This is a genomic window from Enterococcus devriesei (assembly GCF_001885905.1).
Taxonomy (GTDB): Bacteria; Bacillota; Bacilli; order Lactobacillales; family Enterococcaceae; genus Enterococcus_A; species Enterococcus_A devriesei.
In genome coordinates this window covers 145,346-171,379 of sequence record NZ_JXKM01000007.1, presented here as the reverse complement: position 1 = coordinate 171,379, position 26,034 = coordinate 145,346, and the positions used below count along the sequence as shown (strand labels likewise).

Here is a 26,034-nt window from a genome sequence, read left to right as displayed (position 1 = left end):
CTCCAAGCTTCAAAGTCATTATACAATAAAATAGCGAAAGGTAAACCACTTTAGTAAAACAGTTTACTTAACGAAGAAGCGCTTTCTGTTAGCGCTACCATTGTTACTATAACGGGTGACAAACTACTTGTCAACCCTGACCTAAAGTTTTTACACTCTCACGAATAATTAATTTGGTTTGGAAAATTTTATTCGGGATTCGCTGAGAAGGAAAATTGATTGCGTCAACTAAAAATTTTGCTGCGGAAAAACCAATTTCTGTACTAGGCTGAAAAACCGTCGTTAACGGTGGCACCATGTACTTGCTAACCTCTAGTCCATCAAAGCCAACTACGGAGATATCTTCAGGAATTCTCAAGCCCGCTTCATAGATCGCCTGATAACAGCCCAGCGCCATTTCATCTGTCCCGCAAAAAATCGCCGTGATTTTTTCATTTTTCAGCATTTCTTTCGTTGCGTGATACCCACCAGCCAATGTTAACTCGCCTGAGCAAATATAACTTTCATCAAAAGGCAAACCAGATTCAAAAATAACTTGACGGTACGCTTTAACCCGCTCCGTCAATTGATAATAGCCTTGACTTTCCTTCAACATGCCGATATGACGATGCCCTTGTTTCACCAACATCCGCAATACCTCTTGTGCACCCGCATATTCTTCCACCAATAATTGCCCCCAGTCGCGGTCATTCAAGCCGCGGTCGATTAAGACCATCGGATGTCGCCGATAAAAATCACTGCCTAGCTTGTGTTCATCTTCCAACTGGTAAGGTGTTGCTAATAAAATACCATCCACTGAGCGATGAGACAGTTCATTCAAATAACGTTTTTCCTGCTCTTGATCATGGCGGGAATTACATAAAATAATCATGTAACCTAACGGATTCAAATAACTTTCCACGCCTTCAATAACTTTCGAAAAGAAAAAATCGGTGACATCAGGAACAATCATACCAATCGTTTTGGAATGACGATTGATCAAATTTGCCGCAAAAAAATCTGGTTTGTATTGATGCTCTTCTACGATTGCCAAAACTTTCTTGCGAGTCTGTTCACTGAAACGGCTCCCCTTATTATTCAAAATCTGTGACACTGTCGTTACTGAAACACCGGCCATTTCAGCGATCTCTCTGATGGTGATCTTCATGGTGGACCTTCTCTCACTATTTTTTTTAAGTGTAGCAAAGGAAAAAATAGAAAGAAAGACTTTTTCATTAAAAGCCGAGACGACTTACTTGATTCATGAAAAAAAGAGCGTAGATTTAAGTCATAAGAGATGAAAAGGCAGGTGAGAAAAATGCTTGATGTTTTAGGCGCGCTTAATAATTTAGCTTGGACGACAGAACACCATTTTCTGCACATTAAGAACCAACATGATTTTCTCCGCATCTGGGCAATCCAATTTGAACTGGCCTACACGGATTTCCGTGTGATTCAAATGGCCTTGCAACTAGACGCGCAAACCGACTTGTTGCAACGTTTTACCAAAGCCTATGATGCGGTCTATCAATACGAGTATGCCTTTGTCAAAGATGGCTTGACTGGTTTTAATCAAGCGTTTGGTGATCAAATCGATCAATACGAGTTGGCTCAACAAAAGCTGTTAGCCATTTTGGCCGAATTAAAGCAGCAACAGCCTCAGTCAACGAAAGAAAATGATTTGATCTAAAAAGGAGCGAAGCAAGATGATCAATGATGTTGTGTATGATGAAAAAAATCAATTGACCTTAGATATTTATGAACCGGAGACGATCGAGGTGGCCATTATTTTAATTCACGGTGGCGGCTGGTTTCGCGGAGACAAGGCGAAAGAGCAGGCTTTAGCGGAACGTTTGACCACCGACGGCTTTCTGGTGGTGGCACCGAATTATCGTTTAGCTCCCGATCATCTTTTTCCAGCAGCCATGGAAGATTTATTAACGGTCTACGACTGGTTAGTTGCTAGTGACTATCCTGTAAAAGATAAAATCACCGCACTTGGCTCTTCTGCTGGCGGGAATTTAGCCATTGAATTGGCGCTGCAAAAAGGCATTCCTGCCGCTTCGTGGTCAGGGATCATCGACCTTTATCCCTGGGTCCAAGAACATCCCGAGGTTGTCGCCGCTATGAATCAAAAGCCCGATTTTGACAAACAAGCGAGTGGCAAAATCGATCAAGATGGTGCCAATGACGCCTTTTATAAATGGTTTATTTTAAATTACGTGAACCAAGACATGGATTTGCTAAAACAAGCCGATCCTTTGCAACGTGTTTCAAGTAAAAGTGGCCCACTTTTTATTGCCAACTCTTTGCATGAATTAGTGCCTTTATCCGGTGTCTATCATTTGCAAGCAGCCTTGGCCGAAGCGGGTGTTCCTAGTGAGAATAAATTGATCACTGGTACGGTGCATGGTGAAGGCTACGCAGATGTTGCCTATCAACCGACCCTTCAATTTTTGAAAAGTAATCTATCAGAAAGGCTTTCGCGAACTCGCTCAGCTTTTGAGCAATAAGACCAAACTATTTCTAAATTGCTTCTCAAATTTCGAAATAGTTTTGCTTATTGCCGATAAAGCTAGTTCGTGAAGCCGGACATGAATATGCCTGCTGTAAAGCGATTTTTTCATTTGAAAATTTTATACTTCTTCATAGTTTAAAAAACATCGTGGAGCTGATGCACTCCACGATGCTTTTTAAATTTCAGGATAATTTTTCAATACATAATTTTCAGCAGCTTGACTCCAAATCCCGTCTGTTTCTGCTAAGATTTTTCCAAGTTCTGAGTCTGCAGAAACGTCGGAAAGTTTGGTTAAGTCTGCTTGTTTGTGCGTATAAACTAATTTTTTCCCGCCGCCGATTTCTGGTTGGTTCAAGGTCGTTTCGGCAACTGCGTCAAGTCCTAAGACATGCGTCACCGCATTGGCGACTTTGACTTGTTTTTCTTCAATCAATTTAACTGCCTTACGCATATCTTCCGTATTCCCACCAGAAGTTCCGACAAAATGCGTAAAGGAATAATGCACATCATAGAAATTTACGTTTGCAGAGAATTCTTTGTCTTGCGGACCAGCGAAAAAGTTCAAACAGCCATCTGGATTCAGCATGTCTGCCGCATCGGTTACGACTGAAGCGACTGGGATCATCACAAAGATATCATCAAATCCGCCACCAACCGTTTCTTTCAATAGGCTAACTTGATCCTTTACACCGTCTACATTAACATAAGAAACTTCAATCCCGTTCTGACTTGGATATAATTTTTCAGCACGAGCTAATTTTTCAGCGTCACGATCGGTGATGACTAATTTTTTCGGTTTAATTGGACCGTGCAGTGCGTAATCGATCGCCAATAAACCCATCGGCCCCGTTCCGCCCATAATCAATAAATTGCCATCCGCTTTGATTCCCATTTTATGTTCATAGGAACCTTCTTTTAAATGATAATTCGCTTCAAACGCGCCAATCACACAAGAGAGTGGTTCAATCAGCGAACCTTCAAAATAGGTTTCACCCTTATAAGGAATCAAACAATCCTGATTCATGACATCCTCTGAGATCACAATATAGGTGGCATCTCCGCCTGTATACGGATAAGAATAACCGGGGCAGTCCGGACGATCTGGCAATTGCAGGTTGGCTTGCAACACGTAATGCTCGCCCTTTTTATATTTATGCGCCCATTTTCCGCCAACTTCTAAGATCTCGCCACAAAATTCATGGCCGATAATAATGGGATTGTCCGCTAAATCATTGGGCGCTTTTTTATGGTCCGCTCCTTGATTCGCCAACTTCCACGTTGACATACAAATACTGTCGGTGACTACCGAAGCCAAAATCTCATTTTCTTTAATTTCTGGCAATTCAAATTCCTCTAAGCGCAAATCTTTCTTACCATATAAACGCACTGCCTTTGTCTTCATTACAGTTCCCCCTAAAATTATTACTACTTTTTATGCAAGAATGCCTAACCAATAACCAACGATCCCAACCGCGAATAATACAAAGATCAAAACGATTGGACTTACTTTTTTCTTCAATAAATACATCATCAATAGCGTTAACCCTAATGCTGGCAAGCCTGGCACTAAATCATCTAAAACATTTTGGACAGTCGTAACAACTGTATTGCCATCTGTCCCCGGTGTTCTCGAAACGACTAGTGGAATATTGACCGTTGTCCATTTCGTTACTAGAACCCCCATGATGAACAAGCCTAGAATCGTCGCGCCTTCCGTCAGCTTTTGCAATAAGTTGCCTGACAGATCTTTGACGATATCCATCCCTTTGCTGAAGCCATAGGTCAAACCAAACCATTTCATCGCCAAACGAATCGCATTGAAAGCTACGAAGAATAAAATTGGTCCCATCACATTGCCCGATAAAGCCAGCGAAGCACCTAATGCTGCCGTAATCGGACGCAATGTTCCCCAAACTAAGGGGTCGCCGACACCAGCTAAAGGCCCCATCAAGCCGACCTTCAAGCTGTTAATCGTGCCATCATCAATGTCTGCACCACTTGCTCGCGCTTCTTCCATCGCCATCGTCACACCAATCACCGGACCACAAACAGCCGGAGTCGTATTGAAGAAGGTCAGATGACGCTTCAAGGCTTCAGCCTGTTCTTCTTTTGTTTTATACACACGACGGATTGTTGGAATCATATCCACACAGAAAGCTAAGGCATGAATCCGTTCATAGTTAAAGGACGCTTGTTGAAAATTCGAAAAAACAAAGGTCGTCATTAAATCTTTTTTCGTTAATTGTGATTGGGTATAAATATTTTTTTTCGTTTCGATCGTTGAAGTATTTTCCATTATTCCGCCCCCTAATCTTCTAGTTCATCATCAGCCAGCTCACCAGCTACGACTGCCGCCACGTGATTGCCTTGAGTTTCGTTTTTCTTCAAGAAATTTGGATTCAACTGTACGTAGATCAAAGCTGTAATCAGACCAATGATCCCGAAAGCCAACAAACTAAACTCTAAATAACCGCCCATCACAAAGCCTAGATAGAAGAATGGCATCAAGTACGCCACACTCATCATGTTCAAGACCATCGCGTACCCGACAACGACGATAAAGCCGCCTGCTACCGCTAACCCACCAGTAATCACATCTGGAATCATATCCAGCATCCGTGTCACCATCTCGGCACTGACGAAAGCCGCTACGACCGTCGCCGGAATCGCTACCCGCAAGGCTTGAATAAATAAAGCACTAAAATGCAGAAGGATAATTTTATTGAAGTTAGCTTTTTCCGCTTCTTTGTCTGCCGCATGCTGGAAGGCCACAGTGATCGTCCGTGCAATAACCGTCAAGACTTGTCCGGCTGCCGCAACGGGCAAAGCAATCGCGATCCCTGATTGAATATCCTGTTGACCAACCACAACTAAAATAGTTGAAATCACACTGGCTAAGGCCGAGTCCGGCGATTGGGCCGCACCGATATTCATCCAACCTAAAGCGATCAATTCCAAAGTTCCGCCTAAAATAATTCCCGTTTGCACATCGCCTAGAATCAAGCCTACCATCGTACAGGCGATCAACGGTCGATGGGTTTGAAATTCGTCCAACACACTGCCCATCCCACATACACATGAAAAAAGAAAAATAAGTACAATCTGTAATGCTGATAGTTCCATTTTTGTATCCTCCTACTATTTCTTATTCTGCAACGCTTATTCGTCCGTTTCTGATCGAAGCCCCACGACTCCTTTTTAGAATCCCGCTTCTTTTAGCTTTTCTTCAAAGTTTCCTTTCGGATCGGTTGCGATTACCCGTAGGTCCAGCTCCACTCCCGCCGCTTCTAGCTTACGGAACGCGTCAGCTTCGGTCTGATCAACTGAGACAGCTTTTGTGATTTGCGTACGACCAGTTTTGAATTGCATCCCACCAATATTGATTGAAGTGATTGGCACGTCCATTTGCACCATTTCTAACACTTCCATCGGATTCGTAAATAGATAGAAAACTGTTTCATCCGCATATTTCGGATTGTTGTAAACCTTCACGGCTTTTTCCGGATCAACGATATTGACTTTGATTCCCGGCGGCGCCGCCTGTTTCACTAATGTCTTACGAATCTCATCATTGGCGACCTCTTTGCTGACGACGATGATTCGTTTCGCTCCGGCTTCTTTGGCCCAAACGGTTGCGACTTGTCCATGGATTAAGCGATCATCCACCCGTGCTAAATTGATTTTCATCTTAAAAATCCTCCTCTTCTTCAATTACCGCTTGATTAAACGCTTTCACTGTATCGCAAGGAATGCTTGTAACATGATTCACAATATCTTCCAGACGACTGCCTTGTAACATGCTTGCTACCTCTAGGACGATTGGCAAGGACATGCCAGAAACAATTCCAATCTCACGTTCGGGATTTTTCATCGCCACCGCGCAGCTAGCATTATATGGTGTCCCGCAAAACAAATCCGTCAGCACCAAGTAAGAAGCATCTTCCTTCATCGCACCAAAAACTTTTTCTTGAATCGTATCCAAGCCTTCTTCTTTTAAAAATTCCACTGATTCAAAATCTGGCAACGCACCAAAGATCATTTCTGCGGAGTTTTTCATCTCGTGAGCCAGCTTTCCATGTGCTACTAAAATTACTTTGTTCATAAGTCCCTCCTTGTTTTCCTAGCGTTTCTTCCCGTACTATTTATATCTCTGCTGCTGGCTGATCTAAGCAACCAACAGCAGTAAAAATCTATCCTCGTGTTTTCCCGCCAGCTACATTCAACGTCACGCCATCAACATAGCTCGAACGATTGGAAACAAAGTACGCCACTAAATCTGCCACTTCACTTAATTTACCGTCACGACCCAATGGAATCGTCTTAGTATTTGTATAGCCTGCTCGCAGCTGTTCAACTGAGATCCCACGGGTATATGCCAACGCTTTTTCATATTCAGGTGTCCGCAATCCAGTTTCTTCCATGATCCCCGGTGCGATTCCTACGACCCGAACACCTTTTTTACCAAGTTCTTTCGCCCATGAACGCGTGAAGCTGTTAACCGCCGCTTTGGTCGCTGCATAAACACTTTGCCCTTCTGATCCTTCCAAGCCGCATTCTGAAGACATATTGATAATCACGCCGTAGCCTTGTTCCACCATGACACGTCCAACTGCTTGCCCCATCAGATAAACACCCTTTTGATTAATCGCGATCATCTTATTGAAAATCTGTTCATTGATTTGGAATTTGCCGCCTTCTGCCATTTCCTCATCTACTAATAACGCTGGGATATTCACCCCCGCATTATTTACGACTGCATCGATCGTTTGAAATTTTTCTACCGTCGCCGCGACTGTTTGTTCAACAGATTCGGGAGAAGTCACATCTGTTTGACTAAAAAATAAATTTTGATGGGTGAATGCTCCTTCACGTAAATCAGCATTTACGACATTGATCCCTAATTCACATAATTCTTGTACAATCGCCGCGCCGATCCCTGACGAACCTCCTGTGACAATGACTGTCTTACCTTCTACTTCTAACCAATTCATCGTTAACGCCCCTTTTAACATTTGTGATTTGTTTTTAACATTTGTTGTAACTTTATATTAACCGCGGAAGAAAACGTTGTCAATAACTTTTTGCAACTTTTTTAAAATCGAATCACAAAAGTGCAGAGCGCAAAAAAAAGAAGACAAGCACGATACTTGTCTTCAGATACCTATTTACTTAATAAATCTCTTTTTTAAACAAATTAAACCGAACGCTTCAACACTTCTTCTGCTGTTTCTTCAGTTGTGACTAAGACATTGATGTAGCGGCCCTTCAAAGCACTAGCAATAGCATCCGCTTTATCCACCGCTTCCGCCACACCGATCCGGTACGGCGTCCGTTTCAAATCAGCGATATCGATCCCGATCAAACGGTCATCCAACGTATTGTCGATATGCTCACCCTCGATATTATAAAAACGTGAGACCACGTCGCCGACAACTTTTTTCCCTTCTAAATAAGCCAACACGTCTTCGCCATAGAATTGCTTCCAACTCTCGCTAGCTTTCAAAGTTGGTGAGCCGATCCCTAAAATCGCAATATCGATCTTCCGCCAATAGTCAATCAGCTCTTGATTGAACTCATTTTCCATCAAGGCTTTTTTTAGCGCAACCGTTTCTGGGAAAGCCGGCGAATCGATCAATAAAGCCCGGCCATTTAATTTCTTCGATGCCTCATAGGTAATCGTATTGACGTGATAATCACTGATTAAACGACCAGATGGCCCACCGATCATCGGGACACATAAAATATTCTTCACATCATAATCAGTCAAGCCTTCAGGAATCGCCGACATGGTCTCTCCCCACGAAAAGCCAAAGATCATATTGTCCTTGATGATCTCGGTTAAATATTCACCGACTCCTTGAGCCAATAGCTTGTCCTTTTGGGTGCGGCTTAAATCAGCCCCAGCCTGAACAATGATCGCTTTTTTTAAATTAAATTTTTCCTGTAGCTCTTTTTCAATGCTGTAGGTTCCGGCTTTGTCATAATTGATAGAGATATTGACGATTCCTTCATTTCGCGAACGTTTCAACAATCTGCTGATGGTACTGCGGTGGATATTTAATTCCTTTGAAATCTGACTTTGATTCTTATCCTCTTGATAATACATTTCTGCAATTCGTACCAATAATTTATCTTCTTCTTTTTGCATACGTTTACTCCTTCATATCACATTTGTGAAAAACATGAGTCAATGTGATTATAGCTTGTCTCTGATCATTTCTGCAAGCCTTTTCCATTTTTTACTAACGACAATTGTATGATGAAAAAACTGCTCATCAGCCAAGCTTTCTTTTACAGTAAGCAGCCTGCTAAACGTTCATTTCGTAAAAAAATCCTGTAAGCACACTATAGCTGCTTACAGGATTTAGTTATTCCTTCACACTACGAATGATATAGTAACCTTTGTCTTTTGCCACGATCTCGGCATTGCCAAAGACTTCTTCCATTTTGCTTTTCGCGCTAGGAGCGCCTTGTTTCTTTTGGATCACAATGGTCAAGCTGCCACCAACTTTTAATAAGGGTTCCGCATCGCTTAAAATTTGATGGACAACTTTTTTTCCAGCTCGAATCGGTGGGTTGCTGATGATTGCCGCGTACTCTTTTTGATGCAAGGTCTCGTAAATATTCGACTGGTGGATATCCGCCTCGATGCCATTATGCTTCGCGTTTTTCTGTGCCAACTCCACCGCACGATTGTTCACATCGATCATTTCTACAGGACGCTGCGTTTGGTAAGCTAGCGCTAAACCGATTGGACCATACCCACAGCCAACATCTAACAAGGTGCCTGCTGGTAGATCAGCCGCTGTAAAATGCTCAATCAAGACGCGGGAACCATAGTCTACCGTATCACGAGAAAAGACGCCGCTATCGGTCACAAAGTGAAAATTCTTTCCGGCTAATTCAAACGACCATTGGTGTAAATCGTGGGCCGTCTCCGGATTTTCTGAATAATAATGATTTGCCATGCTCTTACCCTTCTGCTAATAATTTTTCTTTGATATCACGGGCGATCAACGCGCCTAAGAAATGATAGCCTTCCTCGGAAGGATGGATGCCATCAAATTTTTGGACGAATTCATTGGGTTTTGGATAAACGGTCATATGATGGTAGAGATCAATCACATTTACTCCAACTTTTTCAGCGATTTGTTTCGCTTTTTCAGCATAAAGCTGCTGCCGTTCATTATTCCCTGCGGTCATGATTTCGGTATTGATGTAGCCAGTAGTCAGTAAGATCACTTTTGACGCATCAAAAGATTCTAGCATTTCTTCGATATTGTCTCCGAAAACATCAACGGGATTTTTTTGTTTCAAGGAATCATTGGTTCCAAAAGAAATAACCACAAAGTCGCCTTCTGCTTCCACGGCTTCATTGATACGAGCTAAGCCATCCGACGAAGATTCACCGCGTTTGCCTAATTTTACTAACCTATAGCCGGGGAAATCCATCTCTGTTAATTCATCAATGATGTACGTAGCTAAAATATCGCTGGTCTCGCCATTCATCACACCAGTCAACAAGCTGTCGCCAAATAAAACGATTTTTTTCATAGTTCGCACTCCTTTTGTTTTTAATGTAAGTTAAAACAACTATTCTTTGATAAAACTTCTTCCTTATCATAGCATGAAACGATGAAATTAATCTGATAAATAGCGTGAAACAAATTCGTTCTCCATTGGTTGACTGGTGGTGTCTGTTTTCAAATCTAAGAAACAAATGAAACTCCTATCATTCCGATAGCTTTTAACTGTTTTTTTCGGCTAAAATGACGTATAACCTTTCTTATAGCTGAAATTATTCGGATTTATTCGTTAAGGAGCGCTATCTATCGCGTTTTTATGTTAGAATAAGCCCAGCTATTAACGGATGTCAGCGATCCATTCTATCCTGCAATTTTTTTGGGAATTCTTTCCTTTAAAAGCGTTTTGCTTGTAGGATCAGCTAGAATAAAAAGCTGAGCTGCGGCATCCATACCTTAAGATAAATAAGGAGACCGTTATGAACGAAAGAGGGAACTATTATCGGATCGCCCGGGATGATTGGCAAGATTTTTATACACCTGGGAATACGCCACTAACCCAAGCTGAGTTAGACAGTATCAAAAGTTTGAATGACCGTATCTCCATGAAAGACGTGGAGGACGTTTATGTACCTTTGTGTCACCTGATCCATTTGTATATGAAGGATTTTGAATCGCTGACACTAAGCAAAGGCCTATTTTTACATCGCTATGTAAAAATGCCGCCCTTTATTATCGGCATCGCCGGTAGTGTGGCGGTTGGCAAAAGCACCACTGCCCGTTTATTGCAGACCTTGTTGGACCGCTTGTTCAAACACCAAACCGTTCAACTGATCACCACCGATGGTTTCTTGTACCCTAACGCCGTGTTAGAAAAACGCGGCATTATGGACCGCAAAGGTTTTCCAGAAAGTTATGATATGGAAAAATTGATCGACGTCTTAAATGAAGTCAAATCTGGTAAAGAAAATATTCCCATCCCAAAATATTCCCATGATGTGTATGACATCGTTGACGGTGAATTCGAGACGATCGATTCTCCTGATATTTTAATTGTGGAAGGGATCAATACTTTGCAGTTGCCAGCCAACCAGCAAATCTACGTCAGCGACTTTTTCGATTTATCGATCTTTGTTGACGCGGAGCCTAAAATGATCGAACGCTGGTACTTGGAACGCTTCGAGTCCTTGCTGGATACAGCCTTTAAAAAACCAGAAAACTATTACTATCAATATGCCATTGGTGATCGCCAAACAGCACTAACGATGGCAGAAGATGTTTGGAAAAATGTCAACTTGAAGAATTTGGAAGAGTACATCTTGCCAACTCGTGGCCGAGCTGATATTATCTTGCACAAGGCAAAACATCACATCATTGATGAGATCTATTTGCGTAAATACTAGCTTATAAAGAAAGCTTGCTTTCTTTTATAATAAAACTTGAAAAGGGGTAATAATTGTGACCAACGTTTCTACCGAAATGACCAACGTAGAAAAAATTATCGTACTTGATTATGGTAGTCAGTATAACCAATTAATCACTCGTCGTATTCGTGAATTCGGTGTTTTTTCAGAGCTTATGAGCCACCGAATCACTGCTGAAGAAGTCAAAGCCATCAATCCTAAAGGAATCATCCTTTCCGGCGGACCAAACAGTGTGTATGATGAAGGAGCCTTCTCCATTGATCCTAAAATCTTTGAACTAGGTATTCCAATCTTAGGTATCTGTTATGGAATGCAGCTAATTACGTATAACTTAGGCGGAAAAGTTGAACCAGCTAAAAACCGTGAATACGGACAAGCAACCTTAGAAATCGTTTCTGATGATGCCGTGCTATTTGCCGGTACACCAAAAGAACAAACCGTTTTGATGAGCCACGGTGATTTAGTCACACAAGTGCCTGAAGGCTTCGAAAAAGTCGGCACCAGCAAAGATTGCCCAATCGCAGCGATCCAAAACAAAAACAGCAACATCTATGGTATCCAATTCCACGCAGAAGTTCGCCATTCAGAATACGGCAACGAATTGCTACGTCACTTTGCCATTGACGTTTGTCAATGTAAAGGCGACTGGACGATGGATAACTTCATCGATATGCAAGTCGCAAGAATCCGTGAACAAGTCGGCGACAAAAAAGTCTTACTTGGCCTATCCGGCGGTGTGGATTCATCAGTCGTAGGTGTGCTTTTACAAAAAGCCATTGGTGACCAATTAACTTCGATCTTCGTGGACCATGGCCTATTACGTAAAGACGAAGGCCAACAAGTAATGGACGCATTAGGCGGAAAATTTGGCCTAAACATCATCAAAGTCGACGCTCGCGACCGTTTCTTAACTAAATTAGCCGGCGTTTCTGACCCAGAGAAAAAACGCAAAATCATCGGAAACGAATTCGTTTACTTATTCGATGACGAAGCAACCAAACTGGCTGGTAAAGAAGGCATTTCTTTCTTAGCCCAAGGTACCTTATATACTGACGTAATCGAGTCAGGAACTGAAACTGCTCAAACCATCAAATCTCACCATAACGTGGGTGGCTTACCGGAAGATATGCAGTTCGAATTAATCGAACCACTAAATACCTTATTCAAAGACGAAGTTCGCGAGCTAGGAACACAACTTGGCATGCCTGACTCTATCGTCTGGCGCCAACCATTCCCAGGACCAGGTCTAGGAATTCGTGTCATTGGTGAAATCACTGAAGAAAAACTAGAGATCGTCCGTGAATCAGACGCGATCTTGCGCGAAGAAATCGCCAACGCCGGTCTTGACCGCGACATCTGGCAATACTTCACTGTCCTACCCGGCATTCGTTCCGTCGGCGTGATGGGCGATGGCCGTACTTACGACTACACAGTCGGTATTCGTGCCGTTACCTCAATCGATGGCATGACTGCTGACTTTGCTCGTATCCCGTGGGATGTCTTGCAAAAGATCTCCGTTCGGATCGTCAATGAGGTCGCTCATGTCAATCGGATCGTGTATGATATTACATCTAAGCCACCAGCAACAGTGGAGTGGGAGTAGTTGTAGGAGAGCCAGAAATCCTTGTTTATCAAGGGTTTCTGGCTCTTCTTATTTTTTTACTGCACTTTTATTGCACTTTTTTCATTTCTTTGTTTCGCAAGTAGTCTACAGTAAATTGATTCTTTGGTGAAGTATCATAATTTTGTTTTGCTTCTTTAAAGGAAATGGCTCCATTTAATTTGTTAGCTACCTCAAAATTACTGTTAGGATAAAGATGTCCATACGTTCCTAAAGTCGTCTCAATATCTTCATGTCCTAAACGGTCTTTAATGATGAGTGGGTTTTCTCCCATACTGATTAACAAGGAAGCATGCGAATGCCGTAAACCATGAATTCTGATTCGATGAATACTAGCCAGCTTAGCATAGCGTTCAATAGCATGTGCTAGCGTATGTTTTTGGGTAGGAATACCGTTATAGCTCATTACAAAGTCTGTCTGAATTAGATTTTGTTGTGCTTTCTTCCATTCGGATAGATAATTTAGAGTACATTCATCTAATACAATATGACGAACACTCGCCTTTGTTTTTGGTTCAACAAATCTATAATCCGATTGATTCTTGTAATAAAGTGTTTTGTTGATGGTTAGTACTCCAGAGTCAAAATCAATATCTTCCCATTGAATGGCAGTAGCTTCACCAATTCGCATTCCAGTCATAAATAAAAACCACAGAGAGATAAATAAAAAGTGTTGATAGTAATCTTCTTTATAAATTAGAGAGATTACTTTTTCAAATTCTTCTTTTGTCCAAAATTCAATTTTAGACTTTTGCTTTTTCACATTGCCAATAATCTTAGATGGATTTGTGGTGGTTATCCCAAGGACAATTGCTCGATCCATAGCAACTGAAAATAGTCCTTGAACAGCTCTCACATAAGAAGACTTACATTTCTTTGATAATTTTAGTTGCCAATTTTGCACATCAATAGGCTCAATATCGGAAACAGCCATTTTATCAAAATAAGAGAAATGTTTCTTAATAGTTGGTAAGCGATTTTCATATGTTCTGAGCTTTACCTGTGTCTTATACCATGGAAGAAAAATTTCAAAGATATAATGATTAAACGTCATTTTATCCTTATTCTCACTTAATTCTTCTGGTTTCATCAGTAGTAGTTTTGAATATTCTTCTCTTGCTTCTTTTTTAGTAGTGAATCCACTACGATATTTTTGAATTTTTTTTCCTTTAGAATCATAACCTAGATTTGCACGAAAATAATAGGTTCCATTCTTTGCTTTTTTTATTGGGTCTTTAACCATAGTTTTTACTCCTTACTGTGCAAAAACTACTCAGACCTGTTTTCATTTGAAAACCGAATTCCTAGAATTTCTTCAACAGCTTCACGAGGGACTCTATCTAACTTTCGAGATTGATAGTAGGTATGCCCTTTTGTAATCATCAATTCTTTTGCTTTTTTTATGATGTCTGCTGAAAAAGAAGTTCCATATCCTAGCTCAACTAAATCTTTTTTTGTGACCGTTATCATTATTACTCCTTTCCCATTATAGGCTAGGAAAACTCCAATATTCACCTATAATTATATCAAATATTTTTATGATAATACATTGACAAGAGAAGAATATCCCAGCAATCGAACAGCTCTAGCAAAGCTCACGGGCATTTCACCCCTGCATGATTTTCATGTAGCCGTACCCATTGTCTGCGACGCTACTAACGCTCGGACTGTGGCTATACGGGAGTATCATTATCACGATAAGAAAGTCATGGCAACAATCCTGCTAAAGATTGTTTACGAAGTTTTAACATGAATCGCTCGCTATCTTCATAGATCATGGCGTGTTAGTTCGTTGGCTCTTTTCTTATCGAAACGTATTCGATTGGCTTTATTCAATTGTCAAAGAACGTTTGGCTTGTTAGCCTATCAAAACATACTGAACATACAGTAGGCTTTGATGGAATAACAAACCTCCCAAATCGGGAAGCGTGGAACGGTTCAACACGCTTCCACGAAAAAATGAGATTATTTAATTTCGAACGCTAAAATCTTGGTGATGAGTTTTGTTTCCATTCTGCCACGTAGGGTTTCATCAATAACCATATGAGAATTGCCATATTCGTCTGTCATGCGACGCAAAGAACGTTTTGAGGTATACCCTCGATAATGTTTAACAATCTGATTAATTGCTTCCACGTCGCCATCTGTCGCCTTTACAATGAGGGGGAAGGGAACCCTTGGATAGGCTGTTTTCATTCTTTACACTCCTTCATGAATTCTTTAATCATGGCTAGTCCACTTATTCGATGACGATAAACTGTTGAACGATTTACATTTAGTAATTCTGCAATTTCCACATCACTCATATCCATAAAATAATGAAGTAAAATGATGTTCCGCTTGTTCTCTGGAAGGTGGCGTAAGGCTTCGCTTAACAAATCACTTTCAACATTGATTCTTAATCCATACAATGTGAATAGTTGAAAATCAGTGACATACGTATCAACCGTAGAAAAAGAGGTGACAAGGTAGTTATCTATTTCAGAAAATGAAACTTCTTTTTTGGACAGTCTGCTTAGATGTTTGAAATAATCTTTCCGTTCATCTTCAATGGCTTGTTTGCAGATATAGTCAAACTGATTTTCTATGGTTTCTTGAAAAGAAGATGGTTTCATGTTTTTCACCCCCTTTCTGTCGTGAAAGGGAGTGGCATGTACTTCTTTATCTCCCTTCATACTAAGTCCCGACACGAAAGGGGGATTTGTTGCATAAGTGAAGAAAAATCTTAAAAGATATTCACGAAGTAGCCAAAAAAACACATAAACAGATTGTTTTCTCTGTTCATGTGCTTCAATTGTTCTGTCTATACGATTTGTAAAACCACATTGATGGTCATATTTATCTAGTGTAGGTGGGTAAGTTTTTTTGATAAGAACCTAATTAAGAGAATTAGATAGTGACGTATCTTTTTCATGGCGACTGTGACCTCCATTCAGTCGCCAATTTTATCTACTTTTTAGCAGCATAACTAAATTTTATATAGTTGTATGGGTAAATAAAATCAGCGACCTTTCTATTTGAGATTGGATTTATCACATTCATAAGCATAATAGCGCTCTTAAAAGAACTCACAAACTACATAACACGTTTTTCTATACCTGTTTCCACTTGGATAGGAACAGTAAAATGTATAGAGGTGGTTTATTATGCGTAAAAAAGAAGATAAATACGATTTTAGAGCCGTTGGTCTAGCGATTAAAGAGGCTCGAATAAAACGTGGTCTCACCCGTGAACAAGTAGGAACAATCATTGAAATTGACCCACGTTATTTAACAAATATAGAAAATAAAGGGCAACACCCAAGTACACAGGTGCTTTATGATCTTGTATCATTACTCCATGTGTCTATTGATGAATTTTTCTTACCTACAGATAATTTGATAAAAAGCACTCGAAGGCTACAGATAGAAAAATACATGGATAGCTTTACAGACAAAGAACTATCCTTAATGGAAGCACTAGCAAAAGGTATCAATGAAGCAAGAAATATTGAAGGCTAGTCAGTAAAATTCAGATAAACAAAAAGAGCCGATAAGATGAGAGTTTCATTTCTCAAATTATCGGCTCTGCGTCTTGGCGTCTGGCTCTTTGATTGTTATTATATTCATTTTTTGAACATTAATTAAAGTTTCGTTCTTACATTTGGGGCAGTATAAAGGGAAATTTTTAAGTATAGTATCCACTCGTATTCGTAGTCTTGTTTTATTTCCACAAATAGGACACAATATCCACTTGTAGTTTATAATAACAATCTCCTCCTTTCCACTTTAATTCAAATCTATATTAAAGAATATTTCATCTTATTTAATAAGAAACCATATTTATATAACAACATAAAACGCACTAAGTTATTTTATTGAACATATATCTTACTTTATCTATCCGACTATTTAGACGACGGGTCTGGCAAACAGGTTCGCCAGTGGTAACCTGATATCCTTTTAGCTCTGCTAAACAAACACTAAGCCCATTTGTAAAAAAAGTTAAATCATTGCGATAATCTTGAATACATCGAGCAGGAATTTCTCCAATAATAATGACCTCATTATTTTTCAGTTGAGTATTTACGATATTTGCACAATATTTGGGAGCATCGTTATATGCCCGTGAAAGATATTCCTGTGGTGCATAAACTTTAAAACTAAGATATGGCTCTAACAATTCTGTTCCAGCTTTTCTAAAGGCTTGCTCCAGTACAATAGGAGTAAGCATCCGAAAATCTGCTGGAGTACTAACAGGGCTATAGTATAAACCGTACTTAAAACAGATTTTACAATCCGTCACATTCCAACCATATAATCCTTGTTCGCAACCATAGCGTATCCCTTCCATAACTGCATTTTGAAATGATTGATTTAAGTATCCAAGAGAAACCGAGCTCTCATACTGCATTCCACTTCCCAACGGAAGCGGTGATACAGATAAACCAATGGAAGCCCAGAAAGGATTTGGCGGCACTTCGATGTGAATGGTATATTCTGCATTTTTTAACGGTCTCTCCATATAAATGACTGTAGGCTCTTTTAGTTCTATCTCCACATGATACTTTTCTTGCAACAGTGCACTAATCACTTCCATTTGTACTTTCCCTAAGAAAGAAAGTATAATTTCATGTGTCGTAGAATCCACGTAATATCGTAGAAGCGGATCACTATCTGAGATTTCCAAAAGGGCATCAAGCAACATTTCTCTCTGTTCAGGTTTACTCGGTTCAACAGTTGTTTGTAGTAGAGGGTGCGGATTTTCAATCTTTTTTCTCTGTGGCAATAGTTTTGTATCTCCAAGAACACTATTTAACTTCAAAAACTCATTTTGCAAAATAACAATTTCTCCAGAATAAGCTCTATCAATCTTACATAATTCACCATTTATTGAAGTATACATTTCTGTAACTTTTATTTTTTCTTTTTCTGATACTCTAACCGAATCTCGTAAATGTAGTACTCCACTATAAAGGCGTATATATGCAAGACGTTGTCTTTTTTTTGTATATTCAATTTTGAAAACATTTCCGCAAAGTTCAGACGGACCTCGATGTGTTGATGAATAAAATTTATTAGTAATAACTTCTATAAGGTTATCAATCCCTATATTACTTTTTGCACTTCCATGATAAAGAGGGAACAGAGAACAATTCTGAAATCTTATGCTTTCCTCTTGTTCGAGTTCCAATGCTTCTAATGATTTACCGGACATATATTTCTCTAAAAGGTCATCGTTTCCCTCTATTACCGTATCCCATTGTTCAGATTCGGTAAAGTTCGTCACACACATATTAGGATACAGTTCTACCTTCTGTTTGATTACAATTTCGGCAGAAAGTTTCTCTTTAATATCCTGATAAACCGTTGATAAATCAATTCCATTTTGGTCAATCTTATTGATAAAAAAGATTGTGGGAATCCCCATTTTCCTAAGTGCATGAAATAATATACGAGTTTGTGCTTGTACGCCATCTTTTGCAGAAATCAGTAGAATTGCCCCATCTAAAACTGATAATGAACGATATACTTCTGCTAAGAAATCCATATGTCCTGGCGTGTCTATGATGTTCACCTTCGTATTTTCCCACTGAAAAGAGGTTATTCCTGTCTGAATTGTAATTCCTCTCTGACGTTCTAAAAGCGTATTATCCGTCCTCGTTGTACCTTTGTCCACGCTTCCTAATTCTGTAATCGCTCCACTGTTATATAATAAGCTTTCTGTTAAGGTAGTTTTTCCTGCATCAACATGAGCTAAAACTCCAATATTAATAATTTTCATGTGATTTTCCTCCATTCAAAAACCCAAAAGGGCATAAAAATCCCAGTGATAAATACTTTTATCACTGGGATTTTTATGCATAACCATAGGTATACAAAGCATACAGATATTCTCTGGATACTTTAGAATCACATGATAAAGGTATTCTTAAACTGGGTACAAAAAACTAAGCCCTCCTAAAAAAGGACATCTAATTATTTGTTCCCGCTATCAAATTGACAGTTTATTTAAGAATACCTTGCCGCATATTTATTAACTCCTTTTAAATAGTCACTTAAATAATAGCACGTAAGAGCATATTTGTAAAGGAATCTCCAATTTTTTATCAAAAAGAGTACATGATTACAAAGTATCTGTAATCATGTACCAATATTTGTTATTTTACAATCTTCCAATTATCTTGTTTTTCTAATATCAACTCAAATTGCGAGATTTGGGTTGCCTTTGTTTCTTGATCTAAATATTTCACAGCGACATTCACGATTACTTGGTTATCTTTTCTGGTAAAGATAGGATTCACCAATTCCTCGAAAACATATTCCTTGTTAATCATAGGTAACACATGATTACTTACATAGTAAGTCAATTCTTTTTCTGTGGCGGTAGGATAGAGCTGGAAGAACGTTTCTAAAAAGCTAGTGATTTCGTCCATCGTTTCTGTATCTACTGTATGGTCACTTTCTAGCTGTTTGGGTTGGTAGTCCGATTTTTGAGGTTTCTTACTCATTGTCGGATTTTTGATAATAACCATATTATCTGATTCATCTATATGGACAACCACATGAAAGCTAGACGATATAGTTTCCTTGTCTTTGTCTTCGGTAATAACTTGTTCAACAGAAAACAGTACCTCAAAGGTGTTCTCATTCACTTGAGAAACCTGCCACACCTGTATATCGTTCACACTAGAACTAGTAGGAATATCCTTACGAATCATTTCTTCATTTAATACCTGCAATTCTTCCGTCAAATAATGGGTCAATTTTTCATTTCGTTTATCAATGGCTTCTTGGGATTGTTGCCACGAAAAGTAGTCTTTCGCAAAGGATTTCACAAAACTTTCTACTTGGTTGGTATCGACAATCTGCTGTTTAATGATTTCTGTTTCACGGACAGTATGAGTGTCAATGGCAGTAAAATTTTTATAGATTCCAAATCCGACACTACCAATCAATAAAACCCATAAAACAAAGGTTAATTTCTTATGCGTGCCAACTTTAATCATCGGAACTTTTCTTTGCTTGCTCGGTTTTTTAGATTTCTTTGGTTTCTCCTTCTTTTCTTTTCGCTCGATTTTTATAATCATTTGATTCATTCCTTTCTTAGTTATGAATAACACGTCTAGCCCCAATCAGATGGTCTTGCCAATAACGACTGCTTAAGTCGCCATAACCGATTGGGTCGCCTGCATGATAAAAGCGATTTCCCTCTAAATATATCGCCACATGAGTCACATATGTGCCTGCATTATAGGTTGAATGAAAGAAGATAAGGTCGCCTGCTTGGGCTTCTTCCATAGAGATTTCTTGCGTAGCGTCATACTGATCTTGGGCGACACGAGGGAGAGAAATGCCAGCTTTGTCATACACCCATTGTATTAAGCCACTACAATCAAAAGAGGTGGTAGGCGACGCCCCTCCAAAGACATAGGGAAACCCTTCGTATTTCAAGGCTTCGTCCATAATGACTTGCACGGTTTCATCATCAAATTCTGTTGGGGAAGTGTCGGTTAGGTATTGTGAAACCAACTGAACATAAAACTGATTTCCATAGTTATATCGCCAACCACCATTCACAGGTATGGCTATGGGATTGGGATAGTCTGCTTTTTGACCACCCGACTTCTCTTTAGAAAACTGTTCGGCTAATTCATAGGTATATTTTTTCCCATGACTCCTCACATAATTTAAAAAGCCACCGCCATAATTATAAGATTGGATAACAGAATCTATATCCACTCCTTGTTGTTCTGCACTGGTTAATAATTCACTGAAATATTTAACCCCTTGTTTGATGGACTCTTCGGTACTCAAACTGTTGGGCGGTAAACCCAAAGATTCGGAACTTTGCATAACATCTTCTGCTGTACCGCCCGATTCCACTTGCATAATGGCTAAGATATAAGAAACATAGTCTTCAATCCCATATTCCTTACCATATTTTTCAATCAACGGACGGTGTGCCAACACTTCTGGTGAAACGGTCACACCGCCTTGTGAAATAGAAGAATCCTTGTTGTTTTCGCCACTGTCCGTATCATCTGCAAAGAAAATGACTAGGAATAATAAGAGAAAAAAGAAGAGAGAGAAGACCACACTACAAATCACTGTTATTTTTAGCTTCATGTTTGTTGTCCTCGCTTATCCGTTCTTTTATTTAGCTTCCTCTGATTGAATTGCTTCGGTGGTGTCTTTTGTTTTTGCTCTTTTTTCAATGGTCGCTGATGATTTTCACGTTTAGTGTTTTGTGACAAAACAGGCGTGACGGTTTGCTGACGCTTGCGAACATGCTGCTGGTTATTCTGAACAGGAGATGATGGGTTTTCTTTTCGTCTTTTTTCTTTTGCTTTATCCAGCTCCAAACGCTTTTGAGCAATGTTCTTTCGTTTTTGCTCCTGCTGGTTCATACGCTGTTGTTTGCGTTGAGCTTTGGTATCTGCCATAGATTGTTTAAAGTCTGTTACATTATGAGTGACATTCTCTTTTCCTTGATGAAGGGCATATTTGACATGGGTTGGTGTCGCCTGTATCTGTTGTTTAGCCTGCTTTCTTTTATTGACTAGACGATTTTTCGTGTCCAATACATGGGCTGTCTTTTCACCTAATCGTTGCCCGATACCGCCTTGTTGCTTTTTCACATTGGAAAGTGCTGTTTCTTTCTTTGGTGTAGTCCGTTCATTTTGACGAGTATGGTTAGCTTTATTGGTTTGATTCTGCTTTGTTGTCATTGTCTTTTGCTTCGTTGACCCTGCTTTTCCACGAAAAATCTTACTCATACTGCGTTGAAATCTTCTGGTTTGTCGATTCATCATTTGACGAGGTCTGCGAAACACTTGTCTGCCCATGTTTTGAGAGTCGTTGCTTTGTAAAGAGAATAGGCTCATTAAATCGCCCAGTTTAAAATAAATCCCTGCAAAGGTCACAATTTGTAAAAACATAATCATGAAAAAGGGAGAACTTGCTGACAGCGAATAAAGCATAGTGGAAATACTAAAGGCAACGGTAATAATCAAGGTAATACCAGCCCTTGTCATAATCACATTAAATAACTTGGTAATGGCATGCCTGCCCATGCCATCAAAACTCGGCAACATACTTAATAGGAAACTGATTGGCAAAAACATAGCGAAAATAATAAATAGCACTTGCGAAAAAATCATGATTCCTGTTAGAAGGAAAACAAAAATCGAGATACCAATATTGAATACAAACAAAAAGAAGACCGTTCCTAATCGGGAAATGGTCTTCGGGAGTGTTAAATAGGTATTGTCATGATCTTCAATTTCTTCAATCACTACATTTTCTCTATCTTCACCATTGTTTGTATCTGGACTGGTAGCCAATAACTTTTCCACACGGTCTTCACCTAAGGTTTCTATATCGGTTGAGCCATATTGAAGTAATAACCACGGTTGCTTGACTTGAACAGAAAATAGGCTATCACGTATCATATCCACACTGTCTTTGCCTTGACTATCCGTATCGGGAAGGACAATCTTTGTCCCAATATCTAAACTGGCAGTGCTCACATCTTTGGAAAAATCATTGATTTTCGCAATATAATCGGGAGCATACGCAATAAAGGAAGCTGATAGAATAAACACCACCACAAAATTTAACACAGCTCGTATAGCTTTGGTCGTTTCTCGTTTCACCAGTCCTGTATAGGCAACGTAGATTCCAACAATCAGAATAAAAAGAAGAAGGAAGCCGACATAAAAACCCGAACTGGAAAAGCCATTCGGTGTAATCCCTGCAATGGTCTGCATGTTCTCACCAATCGCTTGAGACGTTTGACTAATGAAATCCAAGGCGTAGGCTTCTTTGACCAAATAGCCTGTGGCGTTGGAAAGATAAAGAGAAATCGTCCAAATGAAATTGGTAATGGCATACAGTCCATACATCACTGATTGCCCTATGCCGTCACTCCAATTCCACGGCAGCCAGCCCCAGCTATTGTCCACATAATAATCAAGCTGATAATGATTTAAACCATACTTGGAATACTCGTTGCTTGTATCAATGGTTTCATCAACTAAGCCTGTTGCTTGTACTGCATTGCCCAGCGTGCCTAATAAAAGTAAAATAACGCCCACACAAAGGAGCGTTATCCAACTATAGTGAAGAAATTTCTTTTGTTTTTGTGTCATTTTTCCCCCTCATTTCGCACAGGCGGTCTGGTATCAAAGGCATGAAGCAACTCTTCAAAAATCGGGTGAAACTGCATAACCCCTACACGACCATAGATGTCTGAAACTAAACATTGTCCATTTTCTAATTCACGTAAGCGTTTCTGATTGTTTTCATCTTCCTTGTCCACGCCAAAAAATTCTAAGGTCTTTTTGATTTCCACTAGGTCAGTGGAACGAAAGGCGAATTTCAAGCCAATATTATTCTTCATCTTTTCATCTAGTAAATCGTCGGCGTTTTGAGTAACGAAATAGACCCCTGCATTCATGGCACGCCCTGCCCGAACTAAACGCATAGATAGAGCTTTTCCTTGTGCCACTTGTAAAAAACTCCAAGCTTCATCAAGGTCAACAATTTTAAAAATGGAACGGTCAGAGTGGATAAAGTCTAAAGCAAAGGTACTAATGACAATCAGCATTGCCACACTTAATAATTCCATGGTGGTGTATTCTTCAAAAGAGCTATTGGAATCGGGTAAGACCAAATCTGCCACTTGAATAATATTGAGTTGTTTTTCCAAGCTAATGGATTGGGTGACATTGCCATCACTGAATAACAGATGGGCAAAATCATAATCGACAAAGCTTTCGATATGGTCAGCAATACTATTGCTGATGGGTGTATCTTCTTTTCGCAATTCATCAATCACCAATAACAACCCTCGTTGTTCGCTTTGAGTGACACTCCGAATCGCTTTACGCAGGACAGGAAACTTCTCGCTATCTCGGCTGGAAATGCCTGTTAAGAACGTGAGAATATCAATGGCTAGGCTTTCTGAATCTTTCGGGAGTTTTAAGATCACATAAGGGTCAAGTAACCCTTTATTGTCGTTCTCACTCGTGAGATTAACGATATTGATTTCATGGGCAATATCAGGTAAGGTTTCTTTCCATTTGCCACGTTCAGCTTTTGGGTCTACAATGATTGCCTGTCCGCCAAAGAGTACCGAATAATAGACCAGCATATTGTTAGAGAATGATTTTCCGCCACCTAATGAACCAATAAAAGCAGACGCTAACGCATTCGTCACAGAGCCTTTAATTCCTTGACTTGCAAGGCTGGGTTGGAGATAAATATTTCTGCCTGTATCGAGATTGTAACCGACGTAAATACCAGAATTTTCACCAAGCATTTGTGTAGCTCCGAAACCAAGACCAGCCAAAAAATCCGACGTGACATATTGAATATAGTCATTGATATATCGCTTGCTTGAGGGAATAAATTCATTATGCAAGCCTAGCATATCGCCAAAAGGTCGTACTAATTTGATAGACAAATCATCATAAAAATCTTTTACTTCATCACAACGTTGTTTCAACTCGTCCAGATTTTTTGCCGATACCCGTACCACATAGCTTAGTTTGTACATGGATTCTTTGGTTTGGTCTAGGTTGGTTTCTAATTCGTCGACAGATTCTAAAGCGTCCACCACATTGGTACTGGTTTCATTGTCGCTTTCCCATGCGTGACTATCCAAGTCTTTCAATTCTTTCTTTTTGTTGCGAACGGTAGACAGAGCTTTTTTATTAGCAACAATTTCAACATTCATGCTGGTATCAATCGGGAAAGTGAACTGTTGTTGCTGGTAATAAAAAATCTCACTATTGGGGAAATCCAATTCGCCGACGATACTGTTAATCGTAAAATACGCCACATAAGTGGTAGTATCTTCCTGTTCCATCCGTAAGTAGCGTTGCTTTTCTTCGATTAAACAGCGAGTGGGTTTAATAATATCGTATTTCTTTACCAACACTTTTTTATCTTCATATCGTTTGGGTAAATGGTAGTCGTAGTCATCAAAAGGAATCCCTGTTTGACCGTAAAGGTGGGCAATGATATACCCAAAATCATCTTTCCCCAATGGGCGAATGTGAAAGCGTCTGGATAATTTACTTTCTAATAACTGTTCCATTTTAGAAAAGCGTTCGATTTCTGACATAGGCATAGAAACAAAATCGCCCATCAACTTGTGATTCACGCCATGAAAGAATTCCGCAAATGCTTTTTGAATGTCTTTGCCAATATTTTTGACCGATACTTCCTGTTCATTCAGCAAGAGTTTAAAACCAATAAAAAAGCGATAGTCCACTTGATTGTCACCAATCATAGAAACTAACGCTTCGGTCTGTTCATCTATTTTTTCGTAAGCTATCTCTTTTAATCGTCCAGTGATTTCTTTTTTCGATTGTTCCTGTGTCGCTCGAATACTTGATTCGGTTGCTAGTTGCAGGGCATGAATCTTACCATCACGATTTTGGGCAATCAATTGACGGAAATTATCATGAACTTGAACTTTTTCATCGGAACTTAAAAAACTGTAATTATAGGGAATTAATTCATAATAAGCAAATACTTCGCCATCATGATTAAATACGAGATTATCTTCGATATATTTAATGGGGTGTGCCATTTAATTGTTCACTCCTTACAATCGTGATTGATTCATTCATTTTTTCTTTATTTAATCGTATTTGTTTGCCAGCATAGGTTATTTTAGGGCGTAGAGCATAGGTAATAATAGATTTTAAAAATCCATAGGGTTTCTTCCCGTCAAAGGTTTTTTGACACATGAACCAAGTGAGGACAACGGGAATCCCTAAGTATTTGAGTAGTGCTCCGTCAATCAAGGAAAGTGGTGGTAAACTGCCAAAGATTATAACGACAAACAAAGAAACGATAAACCATGTCATTTGTGTAAAGGTTATGGGAAAAGGGAGTTGTAAATCATTAATTGCATAAATCACTTTTTCTACTGACCAAATACTGGTGTAACTTCTTATTTTTTTCATGTCTTCAC

Annotated in this window: 26 protein-coding genes and 1 pseudogene; 5 read left to right on the top strand and 22 right to left on the bottom strand. The window is 39.6% G+C overall.

All coding sequences use genetic code 11. The annotated features are described in order from the left end of the window. Positions 1–130: 130 nt before the first annotated feature. A complete protein-coding gene (locus tag RV00_RS11290) occupies positions 131–1,147 on the bottom strand; it encodes a LacI family DNA-binding transcriptional regulator (RefSeq protein WP_071862692.1) in 1,017 nt (338 codons plus the stop codon). 150 nt (positions 1,148–1,297) lie between these two features. Between RV00_RS11290 and RV00_RS11285 the strand changes: the two genes are divergently transcribed. Both RV00_RS11285 and RV00_RS11280 read left to right on the top strand, forming a co-directional pair. After that, positions 1,298–1,669: a hypothetical protein gene (locus tag RV00_RS11285; RefSeq protein ID WP_071862691.1), complete on the top strand. Its 372-nt coding sequence runs from the start codon at positions 1,298–1,300 to the stop codon at positions 1,667–1,669. A gap of 16 nt (positions 1,670–1,685) precedes the next feature. After that, the gene (locus tag RV00_RS11280; protein WP_071862690.1) at positions 1,686–2,492 is read left to right on the top strand and encodes an alpha/beta hydrolase; all 807 of its coding nucleotides are present in this window, start codon (positions 1,686–1,688) and stop codon (positions 2,490–2,492) included. Between the two features lie 180 nt (positions 2,493–2,672). Here RV00_RS11280 and RV00_RS11275 read toward each other — a convergent pair whose 3' ends face one another. The 9 genes from RV00_RS11275 to RV00_RS11235 form a co-directional block, all read right to left on the bottom strand. After that, entirely contained in the window at positions 2,673–3,899 is a 1,227-nt protein-coding gene (locus tag RV00_RS11275) for a zinc-binding dehydrogenase (protein ID WP_071862689.1), read from the bottom strand. Positions 3,900–3,929: 30 nt separating this feature from the next. Further along, entirely contained in the window at positions 3,930–4,793 is an 864-nt protein-coding gene (locus RV00_RS11270; RefSeq protein ID WP_071862688.1) for a PTS system mannose/fructose/sorbose family transporter subunit IID, read from the bottom strand. Between the two features lie 11 nt (positions 4,794–4,804). Then, on the bottom strand, positions 4,805–5,620 hold the full coding sequence (locus RV00_RS11265; RefSeq protein WP_071862687.1) for a PTS mannose/fructose/sorbose transporter subunit IIC: 816 nt from the start codon (positions 5,618–5,620) through the stop codon (positions 4,805–4,807). Between the two features lie 75 nt (positions 5,621–5,695). Then, on the bottom strand, positions 5,696–6,184 hold the full coding sequence (locus RV00_RS11260; RefSeq protein WP_071862686.1) for a mannose/fructose/sorbose PTS transporter subunit IIB: 489 nt from the start codon (positions 6,182–6,184) through the stop codon (positions 5,696–5,698). Position 6,185: 1 nt separating this feature from the next. Beyond that, entirely contained in the window at positions 6,186–6,599 is a 414-nt protein-coding gene (locus tag RV00_RS11255) for a PTS sugar transporter subunit IIA (protein WP_071862685.1), read from the bottom strand. An 88-nt stretch (positions 6,600–6,687) separates the two neighbouring features. After that, on the bottom strand, positions 6,688–7,488 hold the full coding sequence (locus tag RV00_RS11250; RefSeq protein ID WP_071862684.1) for an SDR family oxidoreductase: 801 nt from the start codon (positions 7,486–7,488) through the stop codon (positions 6,688–6,690). Positions 7,489–7,691: 203 nt separating this feature from the next. Then, positions 7,692–8,645, bottom strand: coding sequence for a sugar-binding transcriptional regulator (locus RV00_RS11245; protein WP_071862683.1), 954 nt, complete (start codon positions 8,643–8,645; stop codon positions 7,692–7,694). A 220-nt stretch (positions 8,646–8,865) separates the two neighbouring features. Further along, complete coding sequence (locus tag RV00_RS11240) at positions 8,866–9,465, bottom strand: class I SAM-dependent methyltransferase (protein ID WP_071862682.1); 600 nt, start codon at positions 9,463–9,465, stop codon at positions 8,866–8,868. A 4-nt stretch (positions 9,466–9,469) separates the two neighbouring features. Beyond that, positions 9,470–10,051 (bottom strand): SGNH/GDSL hydrolase family protein, encoded by a 582-nt coding sequence (locus RV00_RS11235; RefSeq protein ID WP_071862681.1) that lies wholly within the window; start codon positions 10,049–10,051, stop codon positions 9,470–9,472. Between the two features lie 448 nt (positions 10,052–10,499). Between RV00_RS11235 and coaA the strand changes: the two genes are divergently transcribed. After that, positions 10,500–11,423, top strand: coding sequence for a type I pantothenate kinase (gene coaA, locus RV00_RS11230; protein WP_071862680.1), 924 nt, complete (start codon positions 10,500–10,502; stop codon positions 11,421–11,423). 55 nt (positions 11,424–11,478) lie between these two features. Then, positions 11,479–13,047: a glutamine-hydrolyzing GMP synthase gene (guaA, locus tag RV00_RS11225; RefSeq protein WP_071862679.1), complete on the top strand. Its 1,569-nt coding sequence runs from the start codon at positions 11,479–11,481 to the stop codon at positions 13,045–13,047. A gap of 67 nt (positions 13,048–13,114) precedes the next feature. Here guaA and RV00_RS11220 read toward each other — a convergent pair whose 3' ends face one another. The 4 genes from RV00_RS11220 to RV00_RS11200 all read right to left on the bottom strand — a co-directional run bounded on the left by RV00_RS11220 (position 13,115) and on the right by RV00_RS11200 (position 15,680). Next, positions 13,115–14,308 (bottom strand): site-specific integrase, encoded by a 1,194-nt coding sequence (locus tag RV00_RS11220; RefSeq protein ID WP_000237798.1) that lies wholly within the window; start codon positions 14,306–14,308, stop codon positions 13,115–13,117. A 26-nt stretch (positions 14,309–14,334) separates the two neighbouring features. Beyond that, a complete protein-coding gene (locus tag RV00_RS11215; RefSeq protein ID WP_000633909.1) occupies positions 14,335–14,535 on the bottom strand; it encodes a DUF3173 domain-containing protein in 201 nt (66 codons plus the stop codon). A gap of 495 nt (positions 14,536–15,030) precedes the next feature. After that, positions 15,031–15,261, bottom strand: a complete 231-nt coding sequence (locus RV00_RS11205; RefSeq protein WP_000845144.1) for a helix-turn-helix domain-containing protein — start codon at positions 15,259–15,261, stop codon at positions 15,031–15,033. Beyond that, complete coding sequence (locus tag RV00_RS11200; RefSeq protein WP_000804878.1) at positions 15,258–15,680, bottom strand: RNA polymerase sigma factor; 423 nt, start codon at positions 15,678–15,680, stop codon at positions 15,258–15,260. Before RV00_RS11200 ends, RV00_RS11205 begins: the two co-directional genes overlap by 4 nt. 531 nt (positions 15,681–16,211) lie before the next feature. Between RV00_RS11200 and RV00_RS11195 the strand changes: the two genes are divergently transcribed. Further along, a complete protein-coding gene (locus RV00_RS11195; RefSeq protein ID WP_001227349.1) occupies positions 16,212–16,565 on the top strand; it encodes a helix-turn-helix transcriptional regulator in 354 nt (117 codons plus the stop codon). Positions 16,566–16,622: 57 nt separating this feature from the next. Here RV00_RS11195 and RV00_RS11190 read toward each other — a convergent pair whose 3' ends face one another. The 8 genes and pseudogenes from RV00_RS11190 to RV00_RS11155 all read right to left on the bottom strand — a co-directional run bounded on the left by RV00_RS11190 (position 16,623) and on the right by RV00_RS11155 (position 26,026). After that, positions 16,623–16,790 (bottom strand): cysteine-rich KTR domain-containing protein, encoded by a 168-nt coding sequence (locus RV00_RS11190; protein ID WP_001803271.1) that lies wholly within the window; start codon positions 16,788–16,790, stop codon positions 16,623–16,625. Positions 16,791–16,908: 118 nt separating this feature from the next. Beyond that, positions 16,909–18,828, bottom strand: a complete 1,920-nt coding sequence (tet(M), locus tag RV00_RS11185; protein ID WP_000691737.1) for a tetracycline resistance ribosomal protection protein Tet(M) — start codon at positions 18,826–18,828, stop codon at positions 16,909–16,911. 15 nt (positions 18,829–18,843) lie between these two features. Beyond that, positions 18,844–18,891 (bottom strand): annotated as a pseudogene (locus tag RV00_RS16890) (hypothetical protein); the annotation flags it as partial. Positions 18,892–19,204: 313 nt separating this feature from the next. Next, on the bottom strand, positions 19,205–20,134 hold the full coding sequence (locus RV00_RS11175; RefSeq protein WP_000584387.1) for a conjugal transfer protein: 930 nt from the start codon (positions 20,132–20,134) through the stop codon (positions 19,205–19,207). 16 nt (positions 20,135–20,150) lie between these two features. Further along, complete coding sequence (locus RV00_RS11170) at positions 20,151–21,173, bottom strand: bifunctional lytic transglycosylase/C40 family peptidase (RefSeq protein ID WP_000768374.1); 1,023 nt, start codon at positions 21,171–21,173, stop codon at positions 20,151–20,153. Next, positions 21,170–23,197, bottom strand: coding sequence for a CD3337/EF1877 family mobilome membrane protein (locus RV00_RS11165; RefSeq protein ID WP_000192390.1), 2,028 nt, complete (start codon positions 23,195–23,197; stop codon positions 21,170–21,172). Before RV00_RS11165 ends, RV00_RS11170 begins: the two co-directional genes overlap by 4 nt. Next, complete coding sequence (gene tcpF, locus RV00_RS11160) at positions 23,194–25,647, bottom strand: conjugal transfer ATPase TcpF (protein WP_000941001.1); 2,454 nt, start codon at positions 25,645–25,647, stop codon at positions 23,194–23,196. Before tcpF ends, RV00_RS11165 begins: the two co-directional genes overlap by 4 nt. Further along, a complete protein-coding gene (locus RV00_RS11155; protein ID WP_000723886.1) occupies positions 25,631–26,026 on the bottom strand; it encodes a conjugal transfer protein in 396 nt (131 codons plus the stop codon). The genes tcpF and RV00_RS11155 overlap by 17 nt, the downstream gene beginning before the upstream one ends. Positions 26,027–26,034 lie beyond the last annotated feature (8 nt).

What these genes read in the sequence shown, in the direction of transcription:
- RV00_RS11155 (WP_000723886.1), bottom strand. Translation starts at nt 26,026, where the DNA reads ATGAAAAAAATAAGAAGTTACACCAGTATTTGGTCAGTAGAAAAAGTG.
- RV00_RS11215 (WP_000633909.1), bottom strand. Translation starts at nt 14,535, where the DNA reads ATGATAACGGTCACAAAAAAAGATTTAGTTGAGCTAGGATATGGAACT.
- RV00_RS11200 (WP_000804878.1), bottom strand. Translation starts at nt 15,680, where the DNA reads ATGAAACCATCTTCTTTTCAAGAAACCATAGAAAATCAGTTTGACTAT.
- RV00_RS11165 (WP_000192390.1), bottom strand. Translation starts at nt 23,197, where the DNA reads ATGACACAAAAACAAAAGAAATTTCTTCACTATAGTTGGATAACGCTC.
- RV00_RS11280 (WP_071862690.1), top strand. Translation starts at nt 1,686, where the DNA reads ATGATCAATGATGTTGTGTATGATGAAAAAAATCAATTGACCTTAGAT.
- RV00_RS11260 (WP_071862686.1), bottom strand. Translation starts at nt 6,184, where the DNA reads ATGAAAATCAATTTAGCACGGGTGGATGATCGCTTAATCCATGGACAA.
- tcpF (WP_000941001.1), bottom strand. Translation starts at nt 25,647, where the DNA reads ATGGCACACCCCATTAAATATATCGAAGATAATCTCGTATTTAATCAT.
- RV00_RS11240 (WP_071862682.1), bottom strand. Translation starts at nt 9,465, where the DNA reads ATGGCAAATCATTATTATTCAGAAAATCCGGAGACGGCCCACGATTTA.
- RV00_RS11245 (WP_071862683.1), bottom strand. Translation starts at nt 8,645, where the DNA reads ATGCAAAAAGAAGAAGATAAATTATTGGTACGAATTGCAGAAATGTAT.
- RV00_RS11170 (WP_000768374.1), bottom strand. Translation starts at nt 21,173, where the DNA reads ATGAAGCTAAAAATAACAGTGATTTGTAGTGTGGTCTTCTCTCTCTTC.
- RV00_RS11205 (WP_000845144.1), bottom strand. Translation starts at nt 15,261, where the DNA reads ATGAAAACAGCCTATCCAAGGGTTCCCTTCCCCCTCATTGTAAAGGCG.
- RV00_RS11275 (WP_071862689.1), bottom strand. Translation starts at nt 3,899, where the DNA reads ATGAAGACAAAGGCAGTGCGTTTATATGGTAAGAAAGATTTGCGCTTA.
- RV00_RS11195 (WP_001227349.1), top strand. Translation starts at nt 16,212, where the DNA reads ATGCGTAAAAAAGAAGATAAATACGATTTTAGAGCCGTTGGTCTAGCG.
- RV00_RS11220 (WP_000237798.1), bottom strand. Translation starts at nt 14,308, where the DNA reads ATGGTTAAAGACCCAATAAAAAAAGCAAAGAATGGAACCTATTATTTT.
- RV00_RS11290 (WP_071862692.1), bottom strand. Translation starts at nt 1,147, where the DNA reads ATGAAGATCACCATCAGAGAGATCGCTGAAATGGCCGGTGTTTCAGTA.
- RV00_RS11255 (WP_071862685.1), bottom strand. Translation starts at nt 6,599, where the DNA reads ATGAACAAAGTAATTTTAGTAGCACATGGAAAGCTGGCTCACGAGATG.
- RV00_RS11270 (WP_071862688.1), bottom strand. Translation starts at nt 4,793, where the DNA reads ATGGAAAATACTTCAACGATCGAAACGAAAAAAAATATTTATACCCAA.
- RV00_RS11235 (WP_071862681.1), bottom strand. Translation starts at nt 10,051, where the DNA reads ATGAAAAAAATCGTTTTATTTGGCGACAGCTTGTTGACTGGTGTGATG.
- RV00_RS11250 (WP_071862684.1), bottom strand. Translation starts at nt 7,488, where the DNA reads ATGAATTGGTTAGAAGTAGAAGGTAAGACAGTCATTGTCACAGGAGGT.
- coaA (WP_071862680.1), top strand. Translation starts at nt 10,500, where the DNA reads ATGAACGAAAGAGGGAACTATTATCGGATCGCCCGGGATGATTGGCAA.
- RV00_RS11175 (WP_000584387.1), bottom strand. Translation starts at nt 20,134, where the DNA reads ATGATTATAAAAATCGAGCGAAAAGAAAAGAAGGAGAAACCAAAGAAA.
- RV00_RS11265 (WP_071862687.1), bottom strand. Translation starts at nt 5,620, where the DNA reads ATGGAACTATCAGCATTACAGATTGTACTTATTTTTCTTTTTTCATGT.
- RV00_RS11285 (WP_071862691.1), top strand. Translation starts at nt 1,298, where the DNA reads ATGCTTGATGTTTTAGGCGCGCTTAATAATTTAGCTTGGACGACAGAA.